This window comes from Nocardioides limicola, assembly GCF_016827675.1.
Taxonomy (GTDB): Bacteria; Actinomycetota; Actinomycetes; order Propionibacteriales; family Nocardioidaceae; genus Nocardioides; species Nocardioides limicola.
The window spans coordinates 29,362-55,124 of the sequence record NZ_JAERJA010000009.1 but is presented as its reverse complement, the minus strand read 5'-3'; the positions used below and the strand labels follow the sequence as shown (position 1 = coordinate 55,124).

Sequence of the window (25,763 nt, the reverse complement as noted above, 5' to 3'; positions counted from 1 at the left end):
ATGGCAGCTGAACTGGTTGCCCTCGGAGCCGCCGGCCTCGCAGCGGGCACCCTGGCCCGCGGTGGTCGGCGGCTCGCACTGCCGACCATCCCGTCGTACATGGTCGCCGGGATCCTGCTGGGTCCCTCCGTCCTCGGGGTGATCTCGGATGTGCACTCCCTCGAACTGGTCGCCGCCATCGGCCTGATCGTGCTGCTGTTCCACCTGGGCGTGGAGTTCCCGCTGGAGCAGGTGATGTCGAGCGGCCGCCGGGTGCTGGCCACCGCGTTCGGCTACATCGGGCTCAATGTCGGCGGTGGGCTGGCGCTCGGCTTCGCGCTGGGCTGGGGCACCGCCGAGGCGCTGGTGATCGCCGGCGCGGTCGGCATCTCCTCCTCGGCGATCGTGACCAAACTGATGGTCGAACTGCGGCGCCTGGCCAATACCGAGACGCCGGTGATCCTCGGCGTGATCGTCGTCGAGGACCTGTTCCTGGCCGTCTACCTGGCCGTGCTCGCGCCGTTCCTCGGCGGCGCGGAGACCGCCGGAGAGGCGGCGCTCCAGTTCGGGGTGGCGCTCGGCTTCATCATCGGCCTCTTCCTGCTCGCGCGGTACGCCGCGAAGCTGATCGGCATGCTGGTCGGCTCCGACGACAACGAGTTGTTGATCGTGCTGGTGATCGGGCTGGCCGTCTTCGTCGCCGGGGTGGCCGAGATGCTCGGCGTCTCCGACGCGATCGGTGCCCTGATGATCGGTCTGGTGATCTCCCGGACCGCGGTCAAGGAGCGGGTGGAGCGGCTGATCCTGCCGATCCGCGACGCGTTCGCCGCGATCTTCTTCGTCGTCTTCGGCGCCAGCATCCCGCTCGACGCCGTGGGCGAGATCGCGCTGCCGGTGGCCGCCGCCGTGGTGCTGACGATCATCACCAACACCCTCGGCGGCCTGCTGCTGGCCCGCATCTACCGCCTCAACCAACGCGCCGCCACCAATGCGGCCCTGGCGCTGGTCGGCCGAGGTGAGTTCTCGCTGATCCTGGCCACGATGGCGATCGCGGCCGGCCTCGACGATCGGATCGGCCCCTTCGTGGCGCTGTACGTGCTGATCCTGGCCTTCGCCGGGCCGCTGCTGTCGACGAGGTCCCGGCACCTGTCCAAGGCGATGCCCACCGGCGTACTCGCCGGCTATCGGTACGTGGAGCAGGAGACGATGGCCGAACCGTGCGCCCACCTCATCGACGCCGGTCCGGCCGCTCCGGTCGCCGAGGGCTGCGTCGACTGCCTGGCGGCTGGCGACGAGTGGGTGCACCTGCGGGTCTGTCTGGGATGCGGCTACGTGGGCTGCTGCGACGACTCGACGAACCGGCACGCCACCGGCCACCACGAGGCGTCGGGGCACCCGTGCATCGCGTCGATGGAGCCGGGCGAGGACTGGCGCTACTGCTACCCGGACCGGGTGCTGATCCCCGATCCCGAGCCGCCGGTCTTCCGGCCCGCGTCGGCAGCTGCCGATGACTGACAACGCGACCCCTGACAGCGGGGCACCAGCGATCATCGTGGTGTCCGCCGAGCACGCGGACCGGCTGCTCGACGAGTTCTGGCGCTACTCCCGCGAGTACTCCCTGCACACCGCGCGCTCGGCCGCCGACGCCCTCGACCTCACCGAGGAGCTGATCACCGCCGGGGTGCCGATCGCACTGTTCGTCAGCGACTCACTGCTCCCCGATCAACCGGTGCTCACCGCGATGGCGCAGTGGCGAGACCGGGTGCCCACGTCTCGACGGATGATCACGTCGCCGGTGGAGCGGTTCCGCGCCGAAGCGCCGGTGCTGCGTCCGGGGATGGCGACCGGCACCTTCGACGCCTATCTGCTGATGCCGCGCGGAGTCCGCGACGAGGAGTTCCACCACGCCATCACCGATCTGCTCTCCGACTGGGGCTCCACGGTGGCCAAGCCCGAAGTGGTCACCGCGCAGATCGTCGCCGAGCCCCAGGATCCGCTCGCGGTGGCGATCCGGGACTACCTGGACCGGATGGGCGCACCGAACGCCGTGCACGCCGCCGACAGTGAGACCGGCCGTCGACTGCGGGAGGCCGCGGGTCCGGAGGCGTCGCTGCCGTTGGTGTGGCTGCTGGACAAGGCGCTGACCCCCCGGTCGGTGGGCGAGGTGGCCCGGGCCCTGTTCGGGCCACCGGACGACCTGTCCGTGCCCACAGAGGTGGACCTGGCGATCGTGGGTGCCGGGCCGGCGGGGCTGGCGGCTGCGGTGTACGGCTCCTCGGAGGGGCTCTCCACCGTGGTGCTGGAGGTCGAGGCGATCGGCGGGCAGGCCGGCACCAGCACGATGATCCGCAACTATCTCGGCTTCCCCCGCGGCATCTCCGGGATGCGGCTCGCCCAACGCGCCCGCAACCAGGCGTTGCGGTTCGGCACCCAGTTCTTCACCGGCGTCGAGGTCCAGGGGCTGGTCCCCGGGCATCCGCACGTGATCCGCACCGACGGCGGCGATGTGCACGCCAAGGCGGTGGTGGTCGCGTCGGGAGTGCGGTACAGCAAACTCAGGGTGGACCCCTTGGAGGCGTTGGTCGGCCGAGGAGTGCAGTACGGCGCGGCGATGGCCGCCGCCCGGGAGATGCAGGGCGCGGACGTCTACGTGGTCGGCGGCGGCAACTCCGCCGGGCAGGCCGCCGTCCATCTGGCGAGGTTCGCCCGGTCGGTGACTGTGGTGGTCCGCCGCGACGGCCTGGCCGAGACGATGTCGCAGTACCTGATCGACGAGATCGACCACCATCCAGGCATCTCGGTGCGGCCCGGCAGCAGGGTCGTCGACGGCGGCGGCAACGGGCGGCTCGAGTGGCTGACCCTGGAGGAGATCGCCACCGGCGAACGGCAGCAGGTGTCCGCCGGCGGCCTGTTCCTTCTGCTCGGCGCCGCCCCGCACTGCGGCTGGCTGCCTGAGACGGTGGGACGGGACGAGCACGGCTTCGTGCTCACCGGCCGCGATGTGCCCCGCGACCGATGGCCAGACGAACTGCCACCGGAGGGCCTGACCACGACCGTGCCGGGCATCTTCGCCGTCGGCGACGTGCGTGCCGGGTCCATGAAGCGGGTGGCCTCGGCCAGCGGCGAGGGGGCCTCGGTGATCCCGCTGGTGCATGCGTGGCTGGCTCACTATCGGGACACGGCCGCGCAATGACCGACGGCCCGCGCACGACCAACTGGTACGTGATCACCGGTGGCCCCAGCTCTGGCAAGACCACCACCGTGAACCTCCTTCGCGAGCGTGGCTACCAGACCACGATCGAGCATGCACGTCACTACATCGACCTGCAGCGCATCGCCGGCAGAACCACGGAGCAGGTGCGCGCTCGGCAACTCGAGTTCCAGCAGGGGGTTCTGGCGATGCAACTGGAGCAGGAGGCCGCACTCGACCCGGACGCGGTCGTCTTCCTCGATCGCGCGGTCCCCGACTCACTGGCCTACTACCGCTTCTTGGGGCTCGCCCCCGACGATCGTCTGATCAAGGCCGTCAACCACGCCCGCTACCGGATGACGTTCGTTCTCGACCTGCTCCCACTCGCCCCTGACTATGCGCGGACCGAGGACGCCGCGGACCAGCAGCGCATCCACGACCTGCTGACCGAGGTCTACGCGGCGCTGCCGAGTCCCCTGGTGCGAGTTCCGGTGATGCCGGCTGCCGAACGGGTGCAGTTCATCCTCGGTCACCTGGCCTGAGCGCATCACGGGTCTGGCGCGCGATCTCGAGGTCCTCTGCGGCGGTGACGACCACGGTCCGCACGGCGGCTCCGTCGGCGGTGATGTCCGCGTCAGCTGAGGCTGCCCGGTTCCGATCCTCGTCGAGACGGACACCGAGGAAGCCCAACGACGCCGCAGCCGCCGTACGCACTTCCGGCACGTGTTCACCGACGCCGCCGGTGAAGACCAGCACGTCAAGCCCGCCGGCACTCGCCGCCATCGCCCCGATCTCGCGCACCAACTGCTGCACGAACACATCGAAGGCGAGCACGGCATCCGCGTGGCCGCCGGCTCTGGCTGCCAAGACTTCCCGCATATCCCCCGAGGTCCCGGACAGTCCCTTCAGCCCCGCGTCGTGGGAGAGCGCATGAACCATCTCCGGCATGCCCACGGAGCCGGAGTCGAGCAACCACAGCAGCAGTCCCGGGTCCACCGATCCCACTCGGGTCTGCATCACGAGTCCGGCCAGTGGGGTGAAGCCCATCGTCGTGTCGACCGAGCGGCCCCCCACGATCGCAGCCACCGACGCTCCCGATCCCAGGTGGCACGACACCACCCGGGTGTTCGACACCGGCGTCGCTGTCACTCCAGCGATGGCGGGTCCCGCCCGTGCCGCATGACTGTGCGAGAGGCCGTGGAAGCCGTAGCGCCGCAGTCCGTGCCGTTCGTTCCAGGCACGTGGCAGCGCGTAGGTGCGAGCTGCGGGAGTCAGCGTCGAGTGAAAAGACGTGTCGAACGTGGCCACTGCTGGCAGGTCCGGTCGCAGCCTGGCGAGCAGTCGGATCCCGCTGGCCGAGCGTGCGTTGTGCAAAGGCGCCAGGTCCGTCAAGGAGTCGAGATAGGCAAGCATCTCGTCGTCGACCCGAGTCGGCGCGACGAAGCGAGCCCCGCCGTGCACGACCCGGTGACCCACCGCATCGACGTCACCGATCCGACCGAGGAACTCCGCCAGCGCCGCGTCGTCGGCGTCCGCGACTCCCTCCAGCGTCTGGGAGAACGTCCGCTCGCCGTCCGCTTCGATGACGGAGAGCTTCAGGGTGCTGGAGCCGGCGTTGACGACAAGGACTCGCATCACGGCTCCTGAATCGCCGTACCAGGTCGGATGCCCTCGCCGTTGGGGCGGCTCCATTCCCATGCCCGTACCTCAGGCATGTCGATGCCATGCTCACGAATGTAGGCATGATGCGTGGCCAAGTGATCCTGCAACTCCAGCAGGACCGGCTCGCTTCGTTCGCGCAGCCGGGGTATCCGACGAACAGCCGCGACCGCCAGGTGGTAGCGGTCGACCTCGTTGAGCACCGTCATATCGAACGGCGTCGTGGTGGTGCCCTCCTCCTTGAAGCCGTGTACGTGGAAGTTGGCGTGGTTGGTCCGTCGGTAGACCAGGTGGTGGATGAGCCACGGGTAGCCGTGGTGGCAGAAGATGACGGGCTTGTCCGCAGTGAAGAGGGCGTCGAACTCCTCGTCGGTGAGCCCGTGGGGGTGCTCGTGGCGAGGCTGGAGTCGCATCAGGTCGACGACGTTGACCAGCCGCACTCGCAGGTCGGGGAAGTAGCCGAGGAGAAGGTCGACTGCGGCGAGGGTCTCCATCGTCGGCACGTCGCCGGCACACGCCATCACCACGTCCGGCTCGTGTCCCTCGTCGGTGCTCGCCCACGGCCACACCCCGACTCCGGCCGCACAGTGCTCGACTGCTTCCTCCATGGACAGGTACTGCAGCGCGGCCTGCTTTCCCGCGACGATGACGTTCACATACTGCTTGCTGCGCAGGCAGTGGTCGGCCACCGAGAGCAACGTGTTGGCGTCCGGCGGCAGGTAGACCCGGACCACCTCGGCCTTCTTCTTGACGACATGGTCGATGAAACCGGGGTCCTGATGCGAGAAGCCGTTGTGGTCCTGCCGCCATACGTGACTGGTCAGCAGGTAGTTCAAGCTCGCGATGGGTGCCCGCCACCCGATCGCGTTGGCTGCGTCCAACCACTTCGCGTGCTGGTTGAACATCGACCCGACAATGTGGATGAACGCCTCGTAGCAGGAGAAGAACCCGTGTCGACCTGTCAACAGGTAGCCCTCCAGCCAGCCCTGGCAGGTGTGCTCGGAGAGGATCTCCATCACCCGGCCATCGGGGGCGAGGTGGTCGTCTCCTGGGTCACGCAGCGCGTTCCAGGTGCGGTTGGTGACCTCGAGGATGTCCTGGAGTCGGTTGGAGTTGTTCTCATCGGGCGAGAAGACTCGGAACGTCTCAGCGTTCTGAGCCATCACATCGCGAAGGAAGGCCCCCAGGACGCGGGTGGCCTCGACCGACCCCGAGCCGGGTCGCTCGACCGGGACGCCGTACTCGCGGAAGTCCGGCAACCTCAACTCCTGCAGGAGTACGCCGCCGTTGGCGTGCGGGTTCGCGCTCATCCGGCGCTGTCCTGCCGGATGGAGGTCCCGGATCGAAGGCACAGGAGCCCCATCGGCCCCGAACAACTCCTCAGGCCGATAGCCACGCAGCCACTCCTCGAGGATCGCTCGATGACCGTCGTCGGTCCGTGCGTCGGCGAAGGGCACCTGATGGGACCGCCAGGACCCTTCGACAGCCTTGCCGTCGACCTCCTTGGGCCCGGTCCAACCCTTCGGTGTCTTCAACACGATCATCGGCCACCGTGGGCGCTCTGACCCGCCCGAGCTTCGGGCATGCGCCTGGATCGCGGCGATGTCGTCGAGGCACTTGTCCAGGACTGCGGCGAACTCGCCGTGCATCGACTCAGGGTCGCCCCCAGCCACGACATGGGGTTCGTGTCCGTACCCGCGCAGCAGGCTCACCAGTTCGTCCTGCGGGATTCTCGCCAGCACCGTGGGGTTGGCGATCTTGTAGCCGTTGAGATGGAGGATGGGCAGCACGGCACCGTCGCGGCGAGGGTCCACGAACTTGGTGCTGTGCCAACTCGCGGCCAACGGGCCGGTTTCGGCTTCGCCGTCACCGATAATCGCCGCGACCACCAGATCCGGGTTGTCGAACGCCGCACCGTAGGCATGCGCCAGGGAGTAGCCCAGTTCCCCGCCCTCGTGGATCGAGCCGGGGATATCCGGGGCGACGTGACTGGGGATGCCGCCGGGGAAGGAGAACTGCTTGAACAGGCGTCGCAGTCCCGCCTCGTCCTGGGACACGTCGGGATACACCTCGCTGTAGGTGCCATCGAGGTAGGCGGCGGCCGCGATTCCAGGCCCTCCATGCCCGGGGCCGATCACGTGGATCATGTCCAGGCCCCGCGCCATGATGGCCCGGTTGAGGTGGGCGTAGACGAAGGTCAGCCCCGGAGTGGTCCCCCAATGTCCCAGCAGTCGCGGTTTCACGTGCTCCGGTTTCAGGGGCTCCCGCAGCAGTGGGTTATCCATCAGGTAGATCTGCCCGACCGACAGATAGTTCGCAGCCCGCCACCACGCGTCGATGGCGGCAAGCTCCGCCTCAGTCAACGGGTTGGCCACCTGGGTTCCGGACCGTGGCATTCGTCACCCTCCACTCGCGCGCCGATTGCACGTCCTTCTCCACTCTGCCGCATCGGGGCAAGGACGGGAGTAGGTTTCTTCTACTGCGCCGGTTGCCTGTCCAGGGAGGATGACGAGATGGCATTGACGCTGGCCTCCCTCGGTGGCGCCGGGACGGTCACCGGCTCCAAGCACCTGCTTGAGTTCGAGGGCGCTCGGGTGCTCGTGGACTGCGGCATGTTCCAGGGAGTGAAGAACCTGCGGGAACAGAACTGGGACGCGCTGCCGATCGAGGTCGACAGCATCGACGCGGTGGTCCTCACGCACGCACACCTGGATCACTCGGGCTACCTCCCCGACTGGTACGTGCCGGCTTCCGCGGCCCGGTCTACTCGACCAGCGCGACCCGTGACGTGGCGGCGCTGATCCTGCGGGACAGCGCACGACTGCAGGAGCAGGACGCGGCCTATCTGAACCGGATCGAGAAGACCCGGCACTCACCGGCCCTTCCGCTGTATGACGGGGCGGACGCAGAGCGAGCACTCGAGAGGTTCAAGACTCGCCCGTTCAACCGGCCGTTCGCCGTGCGACCAGGGGTCAGGGCACGGTTCCGCAGAGCGGGCCACATCCTCGGTGCCGCGATCGTGGAGATCGAGTGGGGCTCCCGCAGGGTGGTCTTCTCGGGTGATCTGGGGCGCTACGACGATCCGGTGATGTGGGACCCCGAGCCGGTGCCCGAGGCCGACTTCGTCGTCATCGAGTCAACCTATGGGGACCGGCTTCACGACGGCGTCGATGCCGCGTCGGCCTTGCTCGAGGTGGTGGCGCGGACCACCAAGCGAGGCGGCACAGTCATCATTCCGTCGTTCGCGGTGGGCCGCGCGCAATCCCTGCTGTACTACCTGTGGTCGCTCCGTGAGTCCGGACGACTGCCCGACGTACCCATCTACCTTGACAGCCCGATGGCGATCGACGCGAGCGACCTCCTGCACGCGCACAACAGCGACCATCGCCTCGACTGGGCAACCTGCACCGCTGTGTGCCGGATCGCCACCTACACCCGGAGCGCGGAGGAATCGAAGCGGATCACCGCCAGTCGCGATCCCAAGATCGTGGTCTCGGCCAGCGGCATGGCGACCGGCGGCCGCATCCTGCACCATGTGAAGACCTTCGGGCCCGATCCACGGAACACGATCCTGATCACCGGCTTCCAGGCGGCCGGCACTCGCGGCAGGGCCCTACTGGAGGGTCGCCGTGAGCTTCGGATCCACGGCGACCGGGTTGATATCGGTGCCGAAGTGGCCACCCTCCCGATGCTCTCGGCCCACGCCGACGCCAATGAACTGTTGAGGTGGCTCCGCGGTTTCCGTGAGGCACCGGAACGCGTGTTCGTGGTTCACGGCGAGCCGCAGGCTGCGGACACGTTCCGGTCCCGAGTCGACCACGAGCTCGGCTGGCCGGCCGTGGTGCCGCGCCCCAACCAGGTCTTCACCCTCTAGGTGTCGATGCTCGAGCGTCCCCTCCTCGACCCCTGAGCGCACGAACCACCAGTCTTGCGACTCTCCTGTCAGCCGTGCCCACCGGCGCCTATGCTGGCGACATCCCGTCGAGCTGAGGTGAGAAATGATGCTCCGTACCCGCCGTTTCAGCACGCTGCTGATCGCTGGTCTGATGGTCCTGACGGGCTGCGGTGGCAGCGACAACGCCCCGGAGGGCAACGAGTCTCCGACGCCCACGACGGGCGGCGCGACGGAGCCGGTCGACCCGGGGGAACGGACCGGTGCGGACTGCGACTTCTTGTCCCCCGCGGGGATCGAGCGGGTGACCGGTGTGGCCGCGGAGACCGGTCGCCTCGAGGAGGGGCTGTCCAGCGACCAGCAGGCGGTGTGCATGTACGACCTCGCCGACGGCGGCTGGGTTCAGGTGGTGTACGGGTACGACAGTGACGCCACGCGCCACCGCTCCTCTACCGAGACCATGGGCGAGTTGGAGACCGAGGACGTCGACGAGCTCCCCGACGGCTACTACGTGCCCGACATCTCCATGATGGGCGCCCAGGCCGGCAGCGACTACGCCCAGGTCGCCCTGCACCTTGACTCCGGTGAGGCGAGCCGCGACCAGCTTCTGGCCCTGCTGCAGGAGCTCCTCGCCACCCGGTGACGGGTGGAGGCGCGATCCAACGCCCGCAGCCGGAATCGTCGGCGCGGCCTCGTGCACTCCAGGTCCCAGATTGAGCTGGAACGAGGCTTGCAGTTGTCAGTCGTCCAGCAGCCAGATGGTCATCCGGAGGCGTTCCTCCGGAAGGTGGAGGACCTCGTACCGGCGGGTCTGCACGCCGGCCGATGACCGGATCCGCTTCGCCGCCGAACGGCGTCGCTCCACGATGTGGCCGGCCCACCACTCTGCGAAGTGATCGCTCTGGTCGCTCAGCTCGGCGACCAGGTCCTGGAGGTGCTCGTCGTCGAGGTCGTGGGCGTTCGCTGCGCGTAGGTGTGCGACGGCCCCACGGGCAATGTCTTCCCAGTCGAGGAAGATGTCGCGCGCACGCGGGTGCGTCATCAGGTAGCGGCAGGTGTTGCGCTGGTGCGGGGGTCGCTCATCGAGGCCGTCGAAGAGCGCGAGTCCCTCCTTGTTGCTGGCGACGATGTTGCTGAGCCGGTCGAGGACGTACGCCGGGTTCGGGCGCACTGCCTTAACCAGGGCGGTCATCCGCTCCACGGTCGAGGTGTCCGGGTGGAGGTCCTGCCGTGGTTCGGGGGCTCCGTTTCCGCGCAGCGCATACAGGTGGTCGACGGCGTCGGACTCGAGGTTGAGCACGCGAGCCAGCGCTTCGAGCACCGAGTCGCTGGGATTAGCCTCGCGCCCCTGCTCCAGGCGCGTGTAGTAGTCGACGCTGATACCGGCGAGGGTGGCGACCTCTTCGCGGCGAAGGCCCGTGACCCGACGTCGGCCGGTCGCGGCGTACGACGGTTCGAGCCCGGCGTCGGCCCGTCGGGCGCGGAGGAAGGTGCCCAGGTCGTTCGACATCGGCCCTCCTCGACTCAGGGTGGGTGCGGGACTCCTAGGAAGGGTACGGTCTTCCGGCCCTGCGCCGCGTCGGCGAGGCTCTCCGTGGAACGGCAACCACACCACGGAGGAACCCATGACGGTCTACACCCACGGACATCACGAGTCAGTGCTGCGCTCGCATCGCTGGCGCACCGCGGAGAACTCGGCGGCGTACCTCCTGCCGCACCTGGGGCCGGGCGACAGCCTGCTCGACGTCGGCGCCGGGCCGGGCACGATCTCGGCAGACCTCGCACAGCGCGTCGGGCAGGTCACGGCGACCGAGGTCGGCGACAACGAGCTGGCCCTGTCGCGAGCCACCGTCCACGAGCGCGGCGTGACCAACGTCGAGTTCGCGGTCGCGGACGTCCACAATCTGAGTTTCCCCGACGACTCCTTCGACGTCACCCATGCCCACCAGGTGCTCCAGCATGTGGGCGATCCGGTGCAGGCGCTCCGCGAGATGGCCCGCGTGACCAGGCCCGGCGGCATAGTCGCAGCGCGCGACAGCGACTACCACGCGTTCTGCTGGTGGCCCCGGCTCCCGGAGCTCGATGAATGGATGAGGCTGTACCAAGCCGCCGCCCGCGCCAACGGCGGCGAGCCCGACGCCGGCCGCCGGATGCTGAGTTGGGCACGGGCCGCAGGCCTGACCGAGGTCACCGCCAGCTCCAGCACGTGGTGTTTCGCAACCCCTGAGGACCGCGAGTGGTGGGGTGGCATGTGGTCCGACCGGATCCTGGAGTCCGTGATGGCGCAACAGCTCGTCGACACCGGTCTGGCCACGTCAGCTGAGCTGCGCCGGATCAGCGCGGCCTGGAGGGCGTGGGTCGAGGCCGAGGACGGGTGGTTCTCCATCCTGCACGGCGAGATCCTGTGCCGGAAGCCGGCACGCACTCACTGAAGCCGCCGACAGGGGCCGCGGCACTCGAGCGGCACGTCCCTTGCGAATGCCGGACCGTCGAGGGACTGTTGAGGCATGACCGCCCCCGGAACCACTCCGACGACCCGGTCGATTCCCAGTCCGCAAGCGAAGGGGGCACCGGTAGGAGACCCCACATCAACGGAGGCCGTTGACGAACTCGACCAGCCGGACGATTTCGATGAGGTCGATGAGGTCGGGCGCGGATCCTTCCCGGCCAGCGACCCGCCGAGTTGGTGGGCCGGTCAGGACAGCGAGAACCCCGCCTGATGGGTCACGCCGAGCGCCAGGTGGGACTGCACGGCTCGCCCACCAAGGGGCCGTGTCACTCGGCACGCCCAGTGGCCAGTCGGTCCCGTCGGTGAAAGCCAACGGCAAGACCCCGGCCGAACCTAGGGCTCGTCGTCGTCGTTGACGTGGGCGGCCAGCCGGTCCAGACTCAGCAAGTGTTCTCATTCGATTCGGCCGCCCATGTCGCCGCGCGCGCAGTGGTGACATGGGCGATTGCCGGGGCGGCCACGTGAAGGTCGGCGAAGTAGGCACTCTCAGCTGGATGCGTGACACCCGCGGGCGGCTGACCGGGGCCGAGCGGCGCCGGTTCATTGCGGCGTTCGTGCTCGCGCAGCTCAAGGACATGCCCGCGATCTCCCTTGCCCGCCTCGGCCGGACCGCGCGCGAGACCGGCAGCCTCGACGACCTCGACCTGGTCGCCCCGGACTCAAAGCTGGCCCGTGACGCCGAGCAGCAGGCGCTCGAGACCCAGCCCCGGTGGATCACCGACCACTGCTACCGGGGCTACTTCTACGCGATGGCGATCGCGCGACTCAAGCGACTCGACCCGGACCCCGAGCTGATGTTCATCGCCGCGATGTTCCATGACGCAGGCCTCTGCGGCGAGATCGCCTCGGACCACTGCTTCACGCTGGACGGAGTCGACGCCGCCTACGCTGCTGCCCCGGATCTCGACTCAGACTCACGAGCATTGGTCGGCAACGCGATCACGCTCCACCTCAACCCCCAGGTCCCGCTCGAGCAGGGCGTCGAGGCCCACCTCTTCCACGAGGGGATCATCAGCGACCTGACGGGGTTTCGCTGGCGACTAATCTCGGCAAGCACCCGCCAGCTGATCCAGGACCGCTACCCGCGTGGAGAGTTCGGGGTCCGCTCCGGCGCCGCGTTCAGCGAGCATGCGCTCCGCTTCGCTGGCCGCAACCGCGCCGTGATGATGTGTGGCGGCTACACCGCGCCTGCGGCGCTCGCCGGGCTGATGCCCAACCTCTGGGCCATGGAGCGCACTCGCCGCCGCGGCGAGTGGGGCTAGTACGGCCCTCGCGGGCCAATTCCACCGAAAGCGAGCTGCGCCGGCGCTAGACACATCGAGGACCGAGCCGAAGCCCGGTCCTCAATGAACCTTGGGTGGAGCTGAGGGGACTCGAACCCCTGACCCTCTGCATGCCATGCAGATGCGCTACCAGCTGCGCCACAGCCCCATTGCGTCTGCCGGATCTCTCCGGCCAGCAACCTGCGGAATACTACCCAACCGGTGTGCGGGAGAGAAATCGGGGTCCCGGCGTGGACACCGCGATCCGGCTCAACCTTCGGCGACCCGGTTGTAGGCGCCCAAGCGGAGCCTGCCGTCGACCTCCTCGACGATCGCCCAGCCGCAGTTGGCCAGTCCTTGGATGCTCCGCGCCGCCTCGGCCGGCCAGCCCAGAAGCCCCGCCAGACCGGCCACCGCGGCGCCGCCGTGGGAGACGACCAGCACCGTCTCTCCCGCATCCAACTGGCCCAACGCCTCGACCAGCACCTCGGTCATCCGCGCCGCCAGCGCCGCCACACTCTCCGCGCCAGGCACCCGGGTGTGGTCGCGCGGACCGTCGGCCACCCGGTACCCGGGATAGGACTCCTCGATCTCTGCCCAGGTCAGCCCCTCGGCGGCGCCCACCGAGATCTCCCGCAACCGGACATCGCGGCGCACCTCGACGTCGCACATGTCGGCGATGATCTCCGCGGTCCGTGCGGCGCGTGCCAGGTCCGAGGTCCAGATCGCCACCGGCTGGTACTTGGCCAGGTGGGGCGCCACCGCGATCGCCTGCGCGAGGCCGGCCTCGTTCAGGGCCACGTCCGCATGCCCCTGCAGGCGACCGGCCGCGTTCCAGTCGGTCTCGCCGTGCCGGAGCAACACCAGGCGGCGCATCGTCACTGCCCGGAGTCGGACCCGGAGTCGGACCCGGAGTCAGGCAGGTCGATCACCGGGCAGTCACGCCACAGCCGCTCCAGCGCATAGAACTCCCGCTCCTCGCTGTGCTGCACGTGCACCACGATGTCGCCGTAGTCGATCAGCACCCAGCGACCGTCCCGCTCCCCCTCCCGGCGGATCGGCTTGGCGCCGATCTGGCGGAGTCGGCCCTCGATCTCGTCGACGACGGCGCCGATCTGACGTTCGTTGCTGGCCGTGGCCAACAGGAACGCGTCGGTGATCGCGAGTTGCTCGCTGACGTCGAAGGCTCGCAGGTCGGTGGCCAGCTTGTCAGCGGCCGCGGTGGCAGCGGTCCGGATCCGTTCGACGGCTTGGTCGGTGGCAGTCATGTCAGTCCTCGGGTCGATAGAGACGATGCTTGGCGATGTACTGGACCACGCCGTCGGGCACCAGGTACCACACCGGCTCGCCGCGGGCGGTCCGCTCACGGCAGTCGGTGGACGAGATCGCCAGCGCGGGGATCTCGACCATGCTCACCCGGTCGGCCGGGATCCGGGTCAGCTGCTCCGGATGTGCCTCGTACCCGGGCCGGGTGCACCCGACGAAGTGGGCCAGGTCGAAGACCTCGTCGGCGTCGCGCCAGGTGAAGATCTGAGCCAGCGCATCGGCGCCGGTGATGAAGTAGAGGTCCGCGTCGGGCAACTGCGCCGCCAGATCCCGCAGCGTGTCGATCGTGTACGTCGGACCGGACCGGTCGATGTCGACCCGGGACACCCGGAACAACGGGTTCGAGGCGGTGGCGATCACCGTCATCAGGTAGCGGTGTTCGGCCGCGGAGACGACCCGGTCACTCTTCTGCCACGGGTCGCCGGTGGGGACGAAGACGACCTCGTCAAGGTCGAACCAGGCCCGCACCTCGGATGCGGCCACCAGGTGACCATGATGGATGGGGTCGAACGTGCCGCCCATCACCCCGACCCTGCGTCGGGGAGTGGCCGGCGTCGGCATCGTGCTCAGGAGTGCTCGCGCCCGCCGGCGAAGAGCAGCAGGCCGATGATCGCGATCACGAAGGCGATCAGCACGATCGCGCCGACGGTGATCGGCGAGACGTGGGTGGACTCGGCAGCCAGCAGGGTCAGGTCAGCAGACATGGCAGGGATCCTATCGTGCGCGGGTGCGGTCAGCGGACGTGGCCGTCGCCGATGACGACGTACTTGGTGGAGGTCATCTCCGGCAGCCCCATCGGCCCCCGGGCGTGCAACTTCTGGGTGCTGATCCCGATCTCGGCGCCGAAGCCGAACTCTCCCCCGTCGGTGAACCGGGTGGAGGCGTTCACCAGCACCGCCGCGGAGTCCACCTCGGCGGTGAACCGACGTGCCGCGGCCAGGTCGTCGGTGACGATGGCGTCGGTGTGGCCGCTGCTGAACCTGCGGATGTGCGCGATCGCGGCATCCAGGTCGGCCACCACAGCCGCGGAGATCTCCAGGGCCAGGAACTCGGAGGCATGGTCCTCGTCGGTGGCGGCGAGGATGTCGTCGTACTCGGCGAACCGCTCGTCGCCGTGGATGGTGACCTGGTGCTCCTGCAGCGCTTCGATGATCCGGGGCAGGAACTCGTCGGCGACGTCGGCGTGCACCAGCAGCGACTCCGCAGCGTTGCAGACGCTGGTGCGCTGGGTCTTGGAGTTGAGGACCAACGCCAGCGCCTTGTCCAGGTCGGCACCGGCGTCGACGTACACATGACAGTTGCCCACCCCGGTCTCGATCACCGGCACGGTCGACTCCTCGACCACGCTGCGGATCAGACCGGCGCCACCGCGCGGGATGAGTACGTCGACCAGCCCGCGGGCTCGCATCAGCGCCTTGACGCTGTCGTGGCTGTCGCCCGGCACCATCTGCACCACATCGGCAGGAAGCCCCGCCGCCTCGGCGGCACAGCGCAGCACCTCGACCACGGCGGCATTACTGGAGCGGGCGCTGGAACTGCCCCTGAGCAGCACCGCGTTGCCCGACTTGAGGCAGATTCCGGCCGCATCCGCGGTCACGTTCGGGCGAGCCTCATAGATCATCCCGACGACCCCGAACGGGACCCGCACCTGACGCAACTCCAAGCCGTTGGCCAGCGTGCTGCCGCGGACCACCTCGCCGACCGGGTCGGGCAGGCCGGCCACGTCGCGGAGTCCCTGGGCCATCGCGGCCAGCCGGTCCGGGGTCAGCCGGAGCCGGTCGATGATGTTGGCGGGAGTGCCGCCGGCCTCGGCGCGGGCGATGTCCTCGGCGTTGGCGGTCAGGATCGCGGCCTCGGCTGCGATCAGTGCCTCGGCCATCGCCTCCAGCGCCGCATCCTTGGTGGCCCGGGTGGCCACCGCCAGTAGGTGGCTGGCCTCACGGGCCCGCTCAGCGACGACGCGTACGTCGTTCTCGACACTCATGCCGTCAAGCGTAATCAGTCCGGCTACCGGCGCAGTCGGCCAACCAACTGGTGGGCGCGGAATCAGCCCATCGGATGCCGGTCGAGATGCTCCAGCAGCGCGCGGGCCGACTCCTCGGGGAACTCCAGGAACATCTCGTGCCCGGCGTCGGCGATCACGGTGCGCACCGCCCCGGGGATCAGCCGCAACAGCTCGGCGTCGATCAGGTCGTTGTAGCCACCCGCGTTCCGGCCACCCGACAGGAGCAGGGTGGGCACCGGAAGGGCGGCGACCTCGGCACGGTCGACACGGGCGAAGGCCGCCGGTGAGCGGGCGAGTTCGCGCCACTCCACCACGTTGTCGCGCATCAGGGTCTGCCAGGCCGGGTCCACCTCGTCGAAGGTCTGCTGGAAGTACCACTGCGCCGTGAACTCCAGCCCGGCCTCGTCCCCGCCGTCGACGAAGGCCCGCCCGAGCGGCTCCCAGACGCCGGACATGAATCCCTCCTCGATGCCGTCGCCGCCGGGAATGTCGGGCAGCCAGGCCAGCAGGGGCGGCTCGGCCAGGGTCAGGCTCGCCAGTCGGTCCGGATGGGCCAGGGCGTACACCAGGGCGGTGTAGGCGCCGTAGGAGTGACCCACCAGATGCACCCGGTCCAGCTGGAGTACGTCGAGCAGGCCAGCCAGGTCGGCCGCCTCCACCATCGGCGAGTGGCTTCCGGACACCGCCGTGCGGTTCGGGTGGTTGTGGCGGCGGCTGTAGGCGATGACGCGACGCCGCTCGGAGAGTCGGTCAAGTTGCTCGGACTGCTCCCAGTAGCCGAGATCGGCGAGGCTGCCATGCACCAGCACCACCGGCTCGCCGTCGCCGCGCTCCACGTAGGCCAGCTCGACTCCGTCACCGATGCGCGCCCACGCCACCTCGTCCATCACCGATGCATACCAGCAGCCGGTCCGGTCGGCAACCATCGGGCAGAAATGAGCGACGCCGCACCACCGGGTTCCGGTGGTGCGGCGTCGAGAGCCTCAGATCAGCCCTTGCGCTTCTCGACCTCCGCGGTGAGCGCGGGGAGCACCGAGTGCAGGTCCCCGACGACACCGAAGTCGACCAGCTCGAAGATCGGGGCCTCTTCGTCCTTGTTGACGGCCACGATGGTCTTCGAGGTCTGCATGCCGGCACGGTGCTGGATGGCACCGGAGATGCCGTTGGCCACGTACAACTGCGGCGACACGGTCTTGCCGGTCTGACCCACCTGGAAGGTGTGCGGCTTCCAGCCGGAGTCCACCGCGGCCCGGGACGCACCGACGGCGGCACCGAGCGAGTCGGCCAGCGCCTCCACCGCGCTGAAGTCACCACCGGTGCCACGACCACCGGAGACCACGATGGCGGCCTCGGTGAGCTCGGGACGACCGGTCGCCTGCCGCGGCTGCGAGGCCACGATCTGGGCGGTCTTGGCGGCGTCGGAGATGGTCACCGCGAACGCCTCGACGGCACCGGCGGCGGCACCCTCCTCGGGCGCTGCCGCGTTCGGCTTGACCGTGATGATCGGCGTGCCCTTGGTGACCTTCGCCTGGACGGTGAAGTTGCCGGCGAAGACCGACTGGGTGGTGGTGCCGTCGGCAGCCACGTCCACCGCGTCGGTGATCAGCCCGGACTCGAGCTTGATCGCCAGCCGGCCGGCGATCTCCTTGCCCTCGGACGAGGAGCTGATCAGGATCGCGCCCGGGTTGGTGGCGGCGGCGAGCTGCTGAAGCGCCTCGGCCTTGGGGGCCACCAGGTAGCCCTTGATCTGCGCGTCATCGACCGCGTAGATCTTCTCGGCACCGAACTTGCCCAGCTGCTCGGCGGCAGCCTCGGCCTGACCGGCACCACCGATGAACACCGCCGACGGCGCACCGAGGCGCTTGGCGATGGCCAGCAGCTCCAGGGTGGGCTTGCGGACTGCACCGTCGACGTGGTCGACGAGAACCAGAATCTCGGACATGTCTCGCTCCTCAGATGAACTTCTTGGCGGCGAGGAACTCGGCCAGCGCCGCGGCGCCCGACCCGCTCTCGTCGGTCACGATCTCGCCGGCGGTGCGCGGCGGGCGGGCGGAGGTCTCGGCGACCTCGGTCCACGCCACGCTCAGACCGACACTGCCGGCGTCGACACCGAGGTCGCCCAGCGAGTAGGTGTCCACGGTCTTCTTCTTGGCCGCCATGATGCCCTTGAAGGACGGGTAGCGGGCCTCACCGGTCTGGTCGGTCACGGACAGCACCAGCGGCAGGGTGCCCCCGACGACCTCGGTCGCGGTGTCACCGTCGCGCTTGATCCGCACCTGGTCGCCCTGGGTCTCCACCACGGAGGCGAAGGTGACCTGCGGCAGACCCAGACGCTCGGCCAGCATCGCCGGAACGACGCTCATGCCCGCGTCGGTCGAGGCCATGCCACAGACGATGAGGTCGGGCTGGCCGATCTTCTCGATGGCCTTGGCCAGCACCAGCGAGGTGGCGATCGCGTCCGAGCCGGCGATGGCGTCGTCGATCACGTGCACACCGGCGTCAGCGCCCATCTGCAGCGACTTGCGGACGGCGGCCTCGGCCTCGGCCGGACCCACGCACAGCGCGGTGACGGTGACCTCCTCGCCCTCGCGCTTCTCCTTGATCTGCAGCGACTGCTCGACGGCGTACTCGTCCAACTCGGACAACAGACCGTCCACGCCTACTCGGTCAACGGTGTTGTCCGACTCGAACTGCCGGTCGGCAGTGGCGTCGGGAACGTATTTCACACAGACAACAATGTTCATGGCGTGCGGCCGGTTCGGCCCCTCCTGTGCTCTCGATGTGGTTGTGGAGGCTACTAGTGGCAAGCACTCCTGCGGAACTCCGTGCCACCGTGCGATGGGTCACAGCCCGTCGCGATCGGCGTGGTACGACGATGCTCAGGGACGGATGACGCGGTCCAGCACCCGACCCAGGATCAACCAGAAAATGGCGCCCAGACCCCAGTTGAACAGAGCGTTCTTGATCTCGGCGTTCTCACCGTCGAAGGTCTTGATCCCGTCCTCGAGCGAGAACACCCCCAGGCCGGCGGTGTCGGCCATGGAGAGCACGAAGGAGACGAGTCCGTTGTTCTCGTTGGCGCCCAGCGCGATGCAGAGGGCGCCGACGGCCAGGAAGAGGGCCAGCACGACACAGACCACCCAGACGACCTGAGCGATCTTGGCTCGCAGCACGGCGACGTCGATGTCGGGGGTACGACGTCCACCGGTGGTCTTCTCGTCGGTCGAGGCGCCCTCGTCCTTGCTGACCGACTTGCTGCCCGAGGGCTCCGGGGCTTCGTTGCCCTGGGGCTCGCTGCTGTCGCTGGCCACGGCTCACTCCTCCTGCTCGGGCACCCGGGCTCCCGGATGCATGACTTCGGGGTCACTCTACGGCCCGGTGACCCACATCTCACTCAACGTCCGACGAAGCGCGCCTTGCCCGGGCCGTTCTCGAGGAACGACTGCATCCCCAGGGTCCGGTCCTCGGTGGCGAAGACCGCCGCGAACTGCTGCTGCTCGATGGCCAGTCCGGTGGCCAGGTCGGTCTCCAGGCCACGGTCGATGCACTCCTTGGCCGCCCGCAGTGCCAACGCGGCGGCACCGGTGAACTGGCTCGCCCAGGCCACCGCTTCGGTGTAGACGGAGTCGGCCGGCACCACCTTGTCGACCAGGCCGATCGCCAGCGCCTCCTCGGCCTTGACGAACCGACCGGTGAAGATCAGGTCCTTGGCCTTGCTGGGCCCCACCAGTCGGGCCAGTCGCTGGGTGCCGCCAGCGCCGGGAATGATGCCCAGCAGCACCTCGGGCTGACCGAAGGTCGCGTTCTCGGCGGCGATCCGCACATCCGCGGCCAGCGTCAACTCACAGCCACCGCCGAGGGCGTAGCCGGTCACCGCCGCCACCACCGGCTTCGGGATCTCCGCGATCGCGGTGGCCGCCTGGGAGACGCCCCGGGTCGCCTTGACCATGTCGGCGTAGGAGAGCTCGGACATCTCCTTGACGTCGTTGCCGGCAGCGAAGAGACGCTCACCGCCGTAGAGCACCACGGCCCTGACGTCGTCACGTGCGGTGGCCTCGGCAGCCACGGTGCGCAACTCCTCCTGCACCTGGAAGGAGATCGCGTTCATCTTCGGGCGGTCCAGCCGAATGGTGCCGACGCCGTCGGTCACGTCCAGGGTCACGAACTCAGTCATGACGACGCAGCCTAGCGATCGGGTGCCCCGAGCCCGGTCAGTGGGCGCTGGCCGGTTCCACGACGAGCAGGGCGACCATCCCGACACCGAACAGCACGGCGCCGCAGGACAGCAGCAGCCGCGCGGTCTGCAGCCGGCGCCGCTTCCACAGCCAGTGCTCGGCGTGGATGCGACGGTGTCGCACCACCATTCCCCCCAGAACGACGAGGAGCCCAGCCGCGCTGAGCAGCACGAAGAACGTCTCGAGTGGACTCATCGGCCTTTCCCCGTCGCAAGTGAGGCTGTCACCGTGGTGACGCCCGTGGAACGCCACCATGACGCAACTCGTGGAGTTGACTGGGAGCGGCCCGGATACGCTACCTGAGTGACCTCCCCCGCCCCAACTCCCGCGATCACCAGCCTCGGCGACGGCGTCGCACGCATCGAGGCTCCGCAGCCGGGCGAGGACTGGGTAGCGGCCGTCGGTGAGTTGCGCCTGGTGGTCGAGGCCGCGCTGCGCGACTTCGAGCGGGTCGAGATGCTGACCCCCACCGATGACCCGATCGTCCACCGGGTGGCCGCCTGGGCGGGGCTGTTCCGTGAGGGCATCGTCCGGGGTGGCGTCAGGACCGCGGACAGCCGCGCGGACCGGGTCCTCTTCGCCCGGCTACGCACCGACCCGGCGCCGGACACCCCCGACGGCTTCCGCGGGCTGCTGAACTCGTTCCTGCCCCGCAAGCGGGGCATCAGCCAGTTGCTGCTCCGCGACCCCGCGGACCGGGTGCTGCTGTGTCAGCTCACCTACAAGCCCGACTGGGACCTGCCCGGAGGTGTCGTCGAGGTGGGCGAGTCGCCGCAACTGGCGGCCGGCCGGGAGGTCGGCGAGGAGCTTGCGATCGACGTGAAGTCGGGGCGCCTGCTGCTCACCGACTGGTTGCCGCCGTGGGGCGGTTGGGACGACGCGATCTGCCTGGTCTTCGACGGCGGCGTGCACGACCCCGATCTCGTTGACCGGGCTGTCCGCGACGAGCGGGAGATCAAGGCGATCCGGTTCGCCACCGTGGCCGAGGTCCAGGAGCTGTGCTCGGACTACACCGCCCGGCGAGTGGAGGCGGCGCTGGCGGCGGCCAACGATCCGGACGCCCCGTCGTACACCGAATCCGGACGCGGCTGAGCCACCCGGCCGACCGCCGAACCGCTCCGCTCAGAAGAGCGCCGAGGCGAGGTTCTGCCGCCCGCGGAGCACTCGGGGGTCGTCGTTGCCCACCGCTCCGAAGAGGCCGATCAGGTGCTCGCGAGCGGCCTCCCGCTCCTTGCCCGAGGTGCGTCGTACCAGCTCGATGAGCCGGCCGAACGCATCCTCGACGTGGCCGCCGAGCAGGTCCAGGTCGGCCACCAGCGTCTGCGCCTCCACGTCGTCGGGTCGTTGCGCCGCAGCCTCCCGGGCGGCGTTGAGGTCCACGCCCTGGGTCCGCTGCAACACCTTGGCCATCGCCAGCCCGGCCACCGCTTCGGCGTCGGACGGGTTGGCGTCCACGAGCTTCTGGTACTCGGCCACCGCGGTGTCGATGTCGCCGTCACCCAGCGCATCCTGGGCCGCGGCGTAGCGGGGGTCGACCTCCGGCTCTCCCTCGGCGCCCCCGGTCCCCGGCTCGGCGGCCGCGGCCGCCCGCGGCTGGTGCCGCGTGGTGATCCCCTGCGCGGTGAGTTGCTGGGCCAATTGGTTGAACATCGCCCGGATGTCGTCGATGCCCAGCGGGCCGGGGATCGGCTGAGTGACCGGTCGCCCGTCAAGGAGGATCAGCATCAGCGGCACCTGCGGGATCTGCATGGCGCTGGCGATCGCCGGCGTCGCATCCACGTCGATCACCCCGGCCAGGAAGCGGCCCTCGTGCTCGTCCGCGACCGCGGTCACGTCGTCGGCCATCTGCACCGACTCGGGCGACTGTGACGGGGAGGTGAAGACCAGCACCACCGGTGCGATCATCGACGCCTCGAGCACCGACTGGAAGCTCTGCTCGTCGATCCGCACCGAGTACGCCGTACCCGGCGCCCCGCCAGTCGGGGCGGCGCCCTGGGTCGGCGCAGGCGCCGGCTTGCGGAGAGCGGAGAGGTCGATCGCGCCGGGGCGGCTGAACGGCTGCTGCGTCATGGGACCCATCCTAGGAAGGGCCCGTCCGAGAGCGTAGGCGGGTCAGTAGTCGCCGGCGTCGCGGCGCACCGGTCGCAGCAGTTCCGAGAGACGGGTGAGGTCCTCGACCGAGAGCGCCCCGAGCGCGAAATCCGCCTCGACCAGGTCCCGGGTGGCCGCCTCGACGACGTCGCGCCCGGCGGCAGTGATCACCGCCAGCACGGTGCGACCGTCCTCGGGATGGGGAGTGCGGTCCACCAGTCCGTCGTGGACGAGTCGGCGGATGATCGAGGTGACCGAGGTGGGGTGCACCTGGAGCCGCTCCCCCATCTTGCCCAGCGGCAGCGAGCCCTGCGAGGAGAACACCAGCAGCACCAGCGCCTCGTAGCGGGCGAAGGTGAGCCCATGCGGCTTGAGCAGTGCGTCCAGCCGCCCGATGACCAGTTGCTGCACGCGCATCAGCGAGGTCACTGCGTGCATGGCCGGGACACCCTGCCAGCGCAGTCCCCACTGGCGGGCGGCCTCGTCGATGGGGTCGAAGGGCAACGTCATCAGTTCACCCTCGGCCCACGGAGACCTGCCCGTTGCACGACCCGCTGGATCGCCAGGTCGCGTTGGTAGGGGCGGCCGATGAACCGGATGTCGCGGAGGCCCTGCTCCTGGGCTGCGGACTCGAAGATGAAGTGTCCGTAGCCGAGGATCCGCCCCAGCACCGGCTTGCGGACGGTGATGTCCAGGATCCGCGCCAACGGCATGGTGGCGTGCTGCCTGGCCAGTACGCCGTGCACCCGGAAGACCCGCATGTTGGTGATCACGAAGCGGTCCGTCCACACGTAGAGCCACCGGTAGCAGCCGATGAGCAGCACCGCGAACGACACCAGGATCGGGAACCAGGCCAGGTCGACCGGCAGGAACGGGGTGCCGGCGAACATCGCCACCGCGACCAGCACGATGCCCGTGGAGGGCACGAAGGCGATCCAGTGGTGCCGGACCTCGTCGACGATGACCTCGCCCTCGTCGCGGAGCAGATGCCTGCCGACCTGCGGGTCGGTGATGGCGCGGGCCAGGCCCATCGGATCAGAACAACTCGGCGATGAAGCTGATCAGGGCTCCGAAGACCGAGCCCAGGCCGTCCCAGACCGCCAGGCCGGCCGTGCGGGAGACCTCGGCGAGCCCACTCGGGTCGGTGAACATCCAGAACCCGAGGAAGACCGCCACCAGGACGATCAGCGCGTTCTTGGCGTTCATCCGCAGTCCCTCCGCAGGCGTGTGAGTCGTGGGCGCACAGAAGTGCTCATTCCATTCCTAGCAGGATCAGGCTCGACGACGGGCCAGGCGCGCCGCCGGAGTTCGTGGTCAACCACTCGAGTGCTCGGCGAGCAGCCGATCCGCGGCCGTGTACGGGTCGAGGTCGCCGGTGGCCACTGCGGCGGCGAGCCGGTCGAGATCGGGCCCCCGCCCGACGTCGCGCCACCGGGACCGGAGTTCGGCGACGGCGATCGCCTGGATCTCGTCGCGGGCGCGGCGAGCCCGACGACGCGACAGCGCACCGCTGTCGCCGAGCCAGGTGCGGTGCTCGGTGAGCGCATCCACGACCTCGGCGAACCCCTGCTGCTTCATGGCCACGGTGGCCAGCACCGGCGGCTGCCAGGCGCCCTCGGCCCGGTCCGCCAGCCGGAGCATCGACCGGATGTCGCGCTGCACCTTCTCGGCGCCGTCGCGGTCGGCCTTGTTGACGACGTACAGGTCGCCGATCTCCAGGATGCCGGCCTTGGCGGCCTGGATCCCGTCCCCCATCCCCGGGGCGAGGAGCACCAGCGTGGTGTCGGCGAGCGCGGCGATCTCGACCTCGCTCTGGCCGACGCCCACGGTCTCGACGAGCACCACGTCGAAGCCCGCCGCATCCAGCACCCGGATCGCCTGGGGGGCACTCCAGGAGAGGCCGCCCAGATGCCCTCGGGAGGCCATCGACCGGATGAACACGCCGGGGTCGACGGTGTGGTCGGCCATCCGGATCCGGTCTCCCAGCAGGGCGCCGCCGGAGAACGGGGACGACGGATCGACCGCGAGTACGGCGACCCGGAGGTCGCGCTGGCGCAACTCGGTCACCAGCGCGTTGGTCGAGGTCGACTTGCCGACCCCGGGCGCACCGGTGATGCCGACGATGTGCGCACCGCCGACATGGGCAGCCAGGCCGGCCATCACCTCGCGCAGCAGGTCGGATCCGTCCTCGACCAGGCTGATCAGCCGGGCCACCGCCCGAGGCTGGCCCTCCCGAGCGGCGGCGAGGAGCTCGGGAACAGCTGCGGCCGACCGACCTGAGGGTCGGCCGGCCGCAGCTCTGGGTTGATCTGTGGTCATCAGGCCTTGGGCACGCGCACGATCAGCGCGTCGCCCTGACCGCCGCCACCACACAGCGCCGCCGCACCGATGCCGCCACCGCGCCGCTTGAGCTCCAGCGCGAGGTGCAGCGTGATCCGGGCGCCGGACATGCCCAGCGGGTGGCCGATGGCGATGGCGCCACCGTTGACGTTGACGATGTCCTCGTCCACACCCAGTGCCCGGGCCGACTCGATGCCGACCGCGGCGAAGGCCTCGTTGAGCTCGAACAGGTCGATGTCGGAGACCTCGATGCCCTCCTTGGCCACGGCGGCCTTGATCGCCTCCGCAGGCTGCAGCTGCAGCGAGGAGTCGGGGCCGGCGACCTGGCCGGAGGCGCCGATCTCGGCGAGCCATTCCAGACCGAGCTCCTCGGCCTTCTCCTTGCTCATGATGATCAGCGCGGCGGCACCGTCGGAGATCTGCGAGGCCGAGCCGGCGGTGATGGTGCCCTCGGGGTGGAAGGCGGGGCGCAGCTTGCCGAGCGACTCGGCGGTGGTCTCACCGCGGATGCCCTCGTCCTCGGAGACCACGATCGGGTCACCCTTGCGCTGCGGGATCTCGACCGGGACGACCTCGTCGGCGAAGACGCCGTTCTTCCAGGCCGCGGCGGCCAGCTGGTGCGAGCGGGCCGCGAACGCGTCCTGCTCCTCACGGGTCAGCTTGGTGGTGCGGTCGCGGTTGATGCCGTCGGTGAGCCCACCCATGCCCTGGTTGGTGAACTGGTCCCAGAGCGCGTCGTACTCCATCGAGTCGACCAGGGTGTTGTTGCCGTACTTGAGGCCCTCGCGGGACTTCGGCAGCAGGTGCGGGGCGTTGGTCATCGACTCGAAGCCGCCGGCGACGATGATCTCGTGCTCCCCGGCCCGGATGAGCTGGTCGGCCATCGCGATCGCGTTGACACCCGAGAGGCACACCTTGTTGATGGTGATCGCGGGGACGTTCATCGGGATGCCGCCCTTGACGGCGGCCTGGCGGGCGGTGATCTGGCCGGTGCCGGCCTGGATGACCTGACCCATGATCACGTAGTCGACCTGGTCGCCGGAGACACCGGCCTTCTCGAGGGCGCCCTTGATCGCCACGCCACCGAGGTCAGCACCGGACAGGGCCTTGAGAGCCCCCGACAGGCGACCAACCGGGGTACGCGCCCCGGCAACGATGACGGATCGGGACATGGTTCCTCCTACGACGAGTGAAAGTCTTGACGATCACGACTGTAGTCCTCCACCCCGCACCTGAGACAGATGTCCCGGATGTGGACCCGGTCACCCGGAGGCC

At 69.3% G+C, this 25,763-nt stretch carries 29 protein-coding genes and 1 tRNA gene; 9 read left to right on the top strand and 21 right to left on the bottom strand.

The features are described from left to right. The 3 genes from JKG67_RS14550 to JKG67_RS14535 are packed head-to-tail and all read left to right on the top strand — an operon-like array spanning position 1 to position 3,711. Entirely contained in the window at positions 1-1,494 is a 1,494-nt protein-coding gene (locus tag JKG67_RS14550; RefSeq protein WP_238998494.1) for a cation:proton antiporter domain-containing protein, read from the top strand. Then, a complete protein-coding gene (locus tag JKG67_RS14540) occupies positions 1,487-3,172 on the top strand; it encodes an NAD(P)/FAD-dependent oxidoreductase (protein WP_203338056.1) in 1,686 nt (561 codons plus the stop codon). The genes JKG67_RS14550 and JKG67_RS14540 overlap by 8 nt, the downstream gene beginning before the upstream one ends. Next, a complete protein-coding gene (locus tag JKG67_RS14535) occupies positions 3,169-3,711 on the top strand; it encodes an AAA family ATPase (RefSeq protein ID WP_203338055.1) in 543 nt (180 codons plus the stop codon). Before JKG67_RS14540 ends, JKG67_RS14535 begins: the two co-directional genes overlap by 4 nt. Here the strand turns inward: JKG67_RS14535 and JKG67_RS14530 are convergent. After that, on the bottom strand, positions 3,689-4,804 hold the full coding sequence (locus JKG67_RS14530) for an acetate/propionate family kinase (RefSeq protein WP_238998493.1): 1,116 nt from the start codon (positions 4,802-4,804) through the stop codon (positions 3,689-3,691). The two genes, JKG67_RS14535 and JKG67_RS14530, sit on opposite strands and share 23 nt — an antisense overlap. Beyond that, on the bottom strand, positions 4,804-7,224 hold the full coding sequence (locus tag JKG67_RS14525; RefSeq protein WP_203338054.1) for a phosphoketolase family protein: 2,421 nt from the start codon (positions 7,222-7,224) through the stop codon (positions 4,804-4,806). The genes JKG67_RS14530 and JKG67_RS14525 overlap by 1 nt, the downstream gene beginning before the upstream one ends. Before the next feature lie 117 nt (positions 7,225-7,341). Between JKG67_RS14525 and JKG67_RS14520 the strand changes: the two genes are divergently transcribed. From JKG67_RS14520 to JKG67_RS14510, 3 genes are all read left to right on the top strand, one after another. Continuing rightward, a complete protein-coding gene (locus tag JKG67_RS14520; RefSeq protein ID WP_203338053.1) occupies positions 7,342-7,629 on the top strand; it encodes an MBL fold metallo-hydrolase in 288 nt (95 codons plus the stop codon). After that, positions 7,617-8,702 carry an MBL fold metallo-hydrolase RNA specificity domain-containing protein gene (locus tag JKG67_RS14515; protein WP_203338052.1) on the top strand — a complete coding sequence of 362 codons (1,086 nt, stop codon included), beginning with the start codon at positions 7,617-7,619 and terminating at the stop codon, positions 8,700-8,702. Before JKG67_RS14520 ends, JKG67_RS14515 begins: the two co-directional genes overlap by 13 nt. 127 nt (positions 8,703-8,829) lie before the next feature. After that, the gene (locus JKG67_RS14510; RefSeq protein ID WP_203338051.1) at positions 8,830-9,363 is read left to right on the top strand and encodes a DUF3558 domain-containing protein; all 534 of its coding nucleotides are present in this window, start codon (positions 8,830-8,832) and stop codon (positions 9,361-9,363) included. A 96-nt stretch (positions 9,364-9,459) separates the two neighbouring features. Here the strand turns inward: JKG67_RS14510 and JKG67_RS14505 are convergent, their stop codons facing one another. Beyond that, positions 9,460-10,230, bottom strand: coding sequence for a helix-turn-helix transcriptional regulator (locus tag JKG67_RS14505; RefSeq protein ID WP_203338050.1), 771 nt, complete (start codon positions 10,228-10,230; stop codon positions 9,460-9,462). A 115-nt stretch (positions 10,231-10,345) separates the two neighbouring features. Here JKG67_RS14505 and JKG67_RS14500 point away from each other — a divergent pair, with 115 nt between their 5' ends. Together JKG67_RS14500 and JKG67_RS14495 are read left to right on the top strand one after the other, a co-directional pair. Further along, positions 10,346-11,152: a class I SAM-dependent methyltransferase gene (locus tag JKG67_RS14500; RefSeq protein ID WP_203338049.1), complete on the top strand. Its 807-nt coding sequence runs from the start codon at positions 10,346-10,348 to the stop codon at positions 11,150-11,152. Positions 11,153-11,723: 571 nt separating this feature from the next. Continuing rightward, positions 11,724-12,491 carry an HD domain-containing protein gene (locus JKG67_RS14495; RefSeq protein WP_203338048.1) on the top strand — a complete coding sequence of 256 codons (768 nt, stop codon included), beginning with the start codon at positions 11,724-11,726 and terminating at the stop codon, positions 12,489-12,491. Between the two features lie 96 nt (positions 12,492-12,587). Here JKG67_RS14495 and JKG67_RS14490 read toward each other — a convergent pair. The 12 genes from JKG67_RS14490 to JKG67_RS14435 form a co-directional block, all read right to left on the bottom strand. Next, positions 12,588-12,660: transfer RNA gene (locus JKG67_RS14490), tRNA-Ala, on the bottom strand. A gap of 101 nt (positions 12,661-12,761) precedes the next feature. Next, the gene (locus JKG67_RS14485; RefSeq protein ID WP_238998507.1) at positions 12,762-13,367 is read right to left on the bottom strand and encodes a histidine phosphatase family protein; all 606 of its coding nucleotides are present in this window, start codon (positions 13,365-13,367) and stop codon (positions 12,762-12,764) included. A 2-nt stretch (positions 13,368-13,369) separates the two neighbouring features. Further along, the gene (gene rsfS / locus JKG67_RS14480) at positions 13,370-13,759 is read right to left on the bottom strand and encodes a ribosome silencing factor (protein ID WP_203338046.1); all 390 of its coding nucleotides are present in this window, start codon (positions 13,757-13,759) and stop codon (positions 13,370-13,372) included. A 1-nt stretch (position 13,760) separates the two neighbouring features. Next, a complete protein-coding gene (nadD, locus tag JKG67_RS14475; protein ID WP_203338045.1) occupies positions 13,761-14,378 on the bottom strand; it encodes a nicotinate-nucleotide adenylyltransferase in 618 nt (205 codons plus the stop codon). A gap of 5 nt (positions 14,379-14,383) precedes the next feature. After that, complete coding sequence (locus JKG67_RS14470; protein WP_203338044.1) at positions 14,384-14,521, bottom strand: hypothetical protein; 138 nt, start codon at positions 14,519-14,521, stop codon at positions 14,384-14,386. 29 nt (positions 14,522-14,550) lie between these two features. Then, the gene (locus tag JKG67_RS14465) at positions 14,551-15,801 is read right to left on the bottom strand and encodes a glutamate-5-semialdehyde dehydrogenase (protein ID WP_203338043.1); all 1,251 of its coding nucleotides are present in this window, start codon (positions 15,799-15,801) and stop codon (positions 14,551-14,553) included. A gap of 62 nt (positions 15,802-15,863) precedes the next feature. Then, positions 15,864-16,709 (bottom strand): alpha/beta fold hydrolase, encoded by an 846-nt coding sequence (locus tag JKG67_RS14460; protein WP_203338042.1) that lies wholly within the window; start codon positions 16,707-16,709, stop codon positions 15,864-15,866. 101 nt (positions 16,710-16,810) lie between these two features. Then, positions 16,811-17,764: an electron transfer flavoprotein subunit alpha/FixB family protein gene (locus JKG67_RS14455; protein WP_203338041.1), complete on the bottom strand. Its 954-nt coding sequence runs from the start codon at positions 17,762-17,764 to the stop codon at positions 16,811-16,813. 10 nt (positions 17,765-17,774) lie between these two features. Beyond that, positions 17,775-18,548, bottom strand: coding sequence for an electron transfer flavoprotein subunit beta/FixA family protein (locus tag JKG67_RS14450; RefSeq protein ID WP_443678538.1), 774 nt, complete (start codon positions 18,546-18,548; stop codon positions 17,775-17,777). A gap of 153 nt (positions 18,549-18,701) precedes the next feature. Continuing rightward, complete coding sequence (locus JKG67_RS14445; protein WP_307816582.1) at positions 18,702-19,133, bottom strand: hypothetical protein; 432 nt, start codon at positions 19,131-19,133, stop codon at positions 18,702-18,704. An 83-nt stretch (positions 19,134-19,216) separates the two neighbouring features. After that, a complete protein-coding gene (locus JKG67_RS14440) occupies positions 19,217-19,996 on the bottom strand; it encodes an enoyl-CoA hydratase/isomerase family protein (RefSeq protein WP_203338039.1) in 780 nt (259 codons plus the stop codon). A 37-nt stretch (positions 19,997-20,033) separates the two neighbouring features. Then, entirely contained in the window at positions 20,034-20,252 is a 219-nt protein-coding gene (locus JKG67_RS14435) for a hypothetical protein (protein WP_203338038.1), read from the bottom strand. A gap of 108 nt (positions 20,253-20,360) precedes the next feature. On the opposite strand from JKG67_RS14435, the gene JKG67_RS14430 reads away from it, so the two are divergent. Continuing rightward, the gene (locus JKG67_RS14430) at positions 20,361-21,149 is read left to right on the top strand and encodes an NUDIX domain-containing protein (protein ID WP_307816581.1); all 789 of its coding nucleotides are present in this window, start codon (positions 20,361-20,363) and stop codon (positions 21,147-21,149) included. Positions 21,150-21,179: 30 nt separating this feature from the next. On the opposite strand, the gene JKG67_RS14425 is transcribed toward JKG67_RS14430, so the two are convergent. From JKG67_RS14425 to JKG67_RS14400, 6 genes are all read right to left on the bottom strand, one after another. Further along, on the bottom strand, positions 21,180-22,127 hold the full coding sequence (locus JKG67_RS14425) for a tetratricopeptide repeat protein (protein WP_203338037.1): 948 nt from the start codon (positions 22,125-22,127) through the stop codon (positions 21,180-21,182). Between the two features lie 42 nt (positions 22,128-22,169). Then, positions 22,170-22,658 carry a MarR family winged helix-turn-helix transcriptional regulator gene (locus JKG67_RS14420; protein WP_203338036.1) on the bottom strand — a complete coding sequence of 163 codons (489 nt, stop codon included), beginning with the start codon at positions 22,656-22,658 and terminating at the stop codon, positions 22,170-22,172. Beyond that, complete coding sequence (locus JKG67_RS14415; RefSeq protein ID WP_203338035.1) at positions 22,658-23,179, bottom strand: PH domain-containing protein; 522 nt, start codon at positions 23,177-23,179, stop codon at positions 22,658-22,660. The genes JKG67_RS14420 and JKG67_RS14415 overlap by 1 nt, the downstream gene beginning before the upstream one ends. Positions 23,180-23,183: 4 nt before the next feature. Continuing rightward, positions 23,184-23,354, bottom strand: a complete 171-nt coding sequence (locus JKG67_RS14410) for a hypothetical protein (RefSeq protein WP_203338034.1) — start codon at positions 23,352-23,354, stop codon at positions 23,184-23,186. Positions 23,355-23,462: 108 nt separating this feature from the next. Next, entirely contained in the window at positions 23,463-24,467 is a 1,005-nt protein-coding gene (gene meaB, locus JKG67_RS14405) for a methylmalonyl Co-A mutase-associated GTPase MeaB (RefSeq protein WP_203338033.1), read from the bottom strand. Beyond that, the gene (locus JKG67_RS14400) at positions 24,467-25,660 is read right to left on the bottom strand and encodes an acetyl-CoA C-acetyltransferase (protein ID WP_203338032.1); all 1,194 of its coding nucleotides are present in this window, start codon (positions 25,658-25,660) and stop codon (positions 24,467-24,469) included. The genes meaB and JKG67_RS14400 overlap by 1 nt, the downstream gene beginning before the upstream one ends. Between the last annotated feature and the right edge of the window lie 103 nt (positions 25,661-25,763).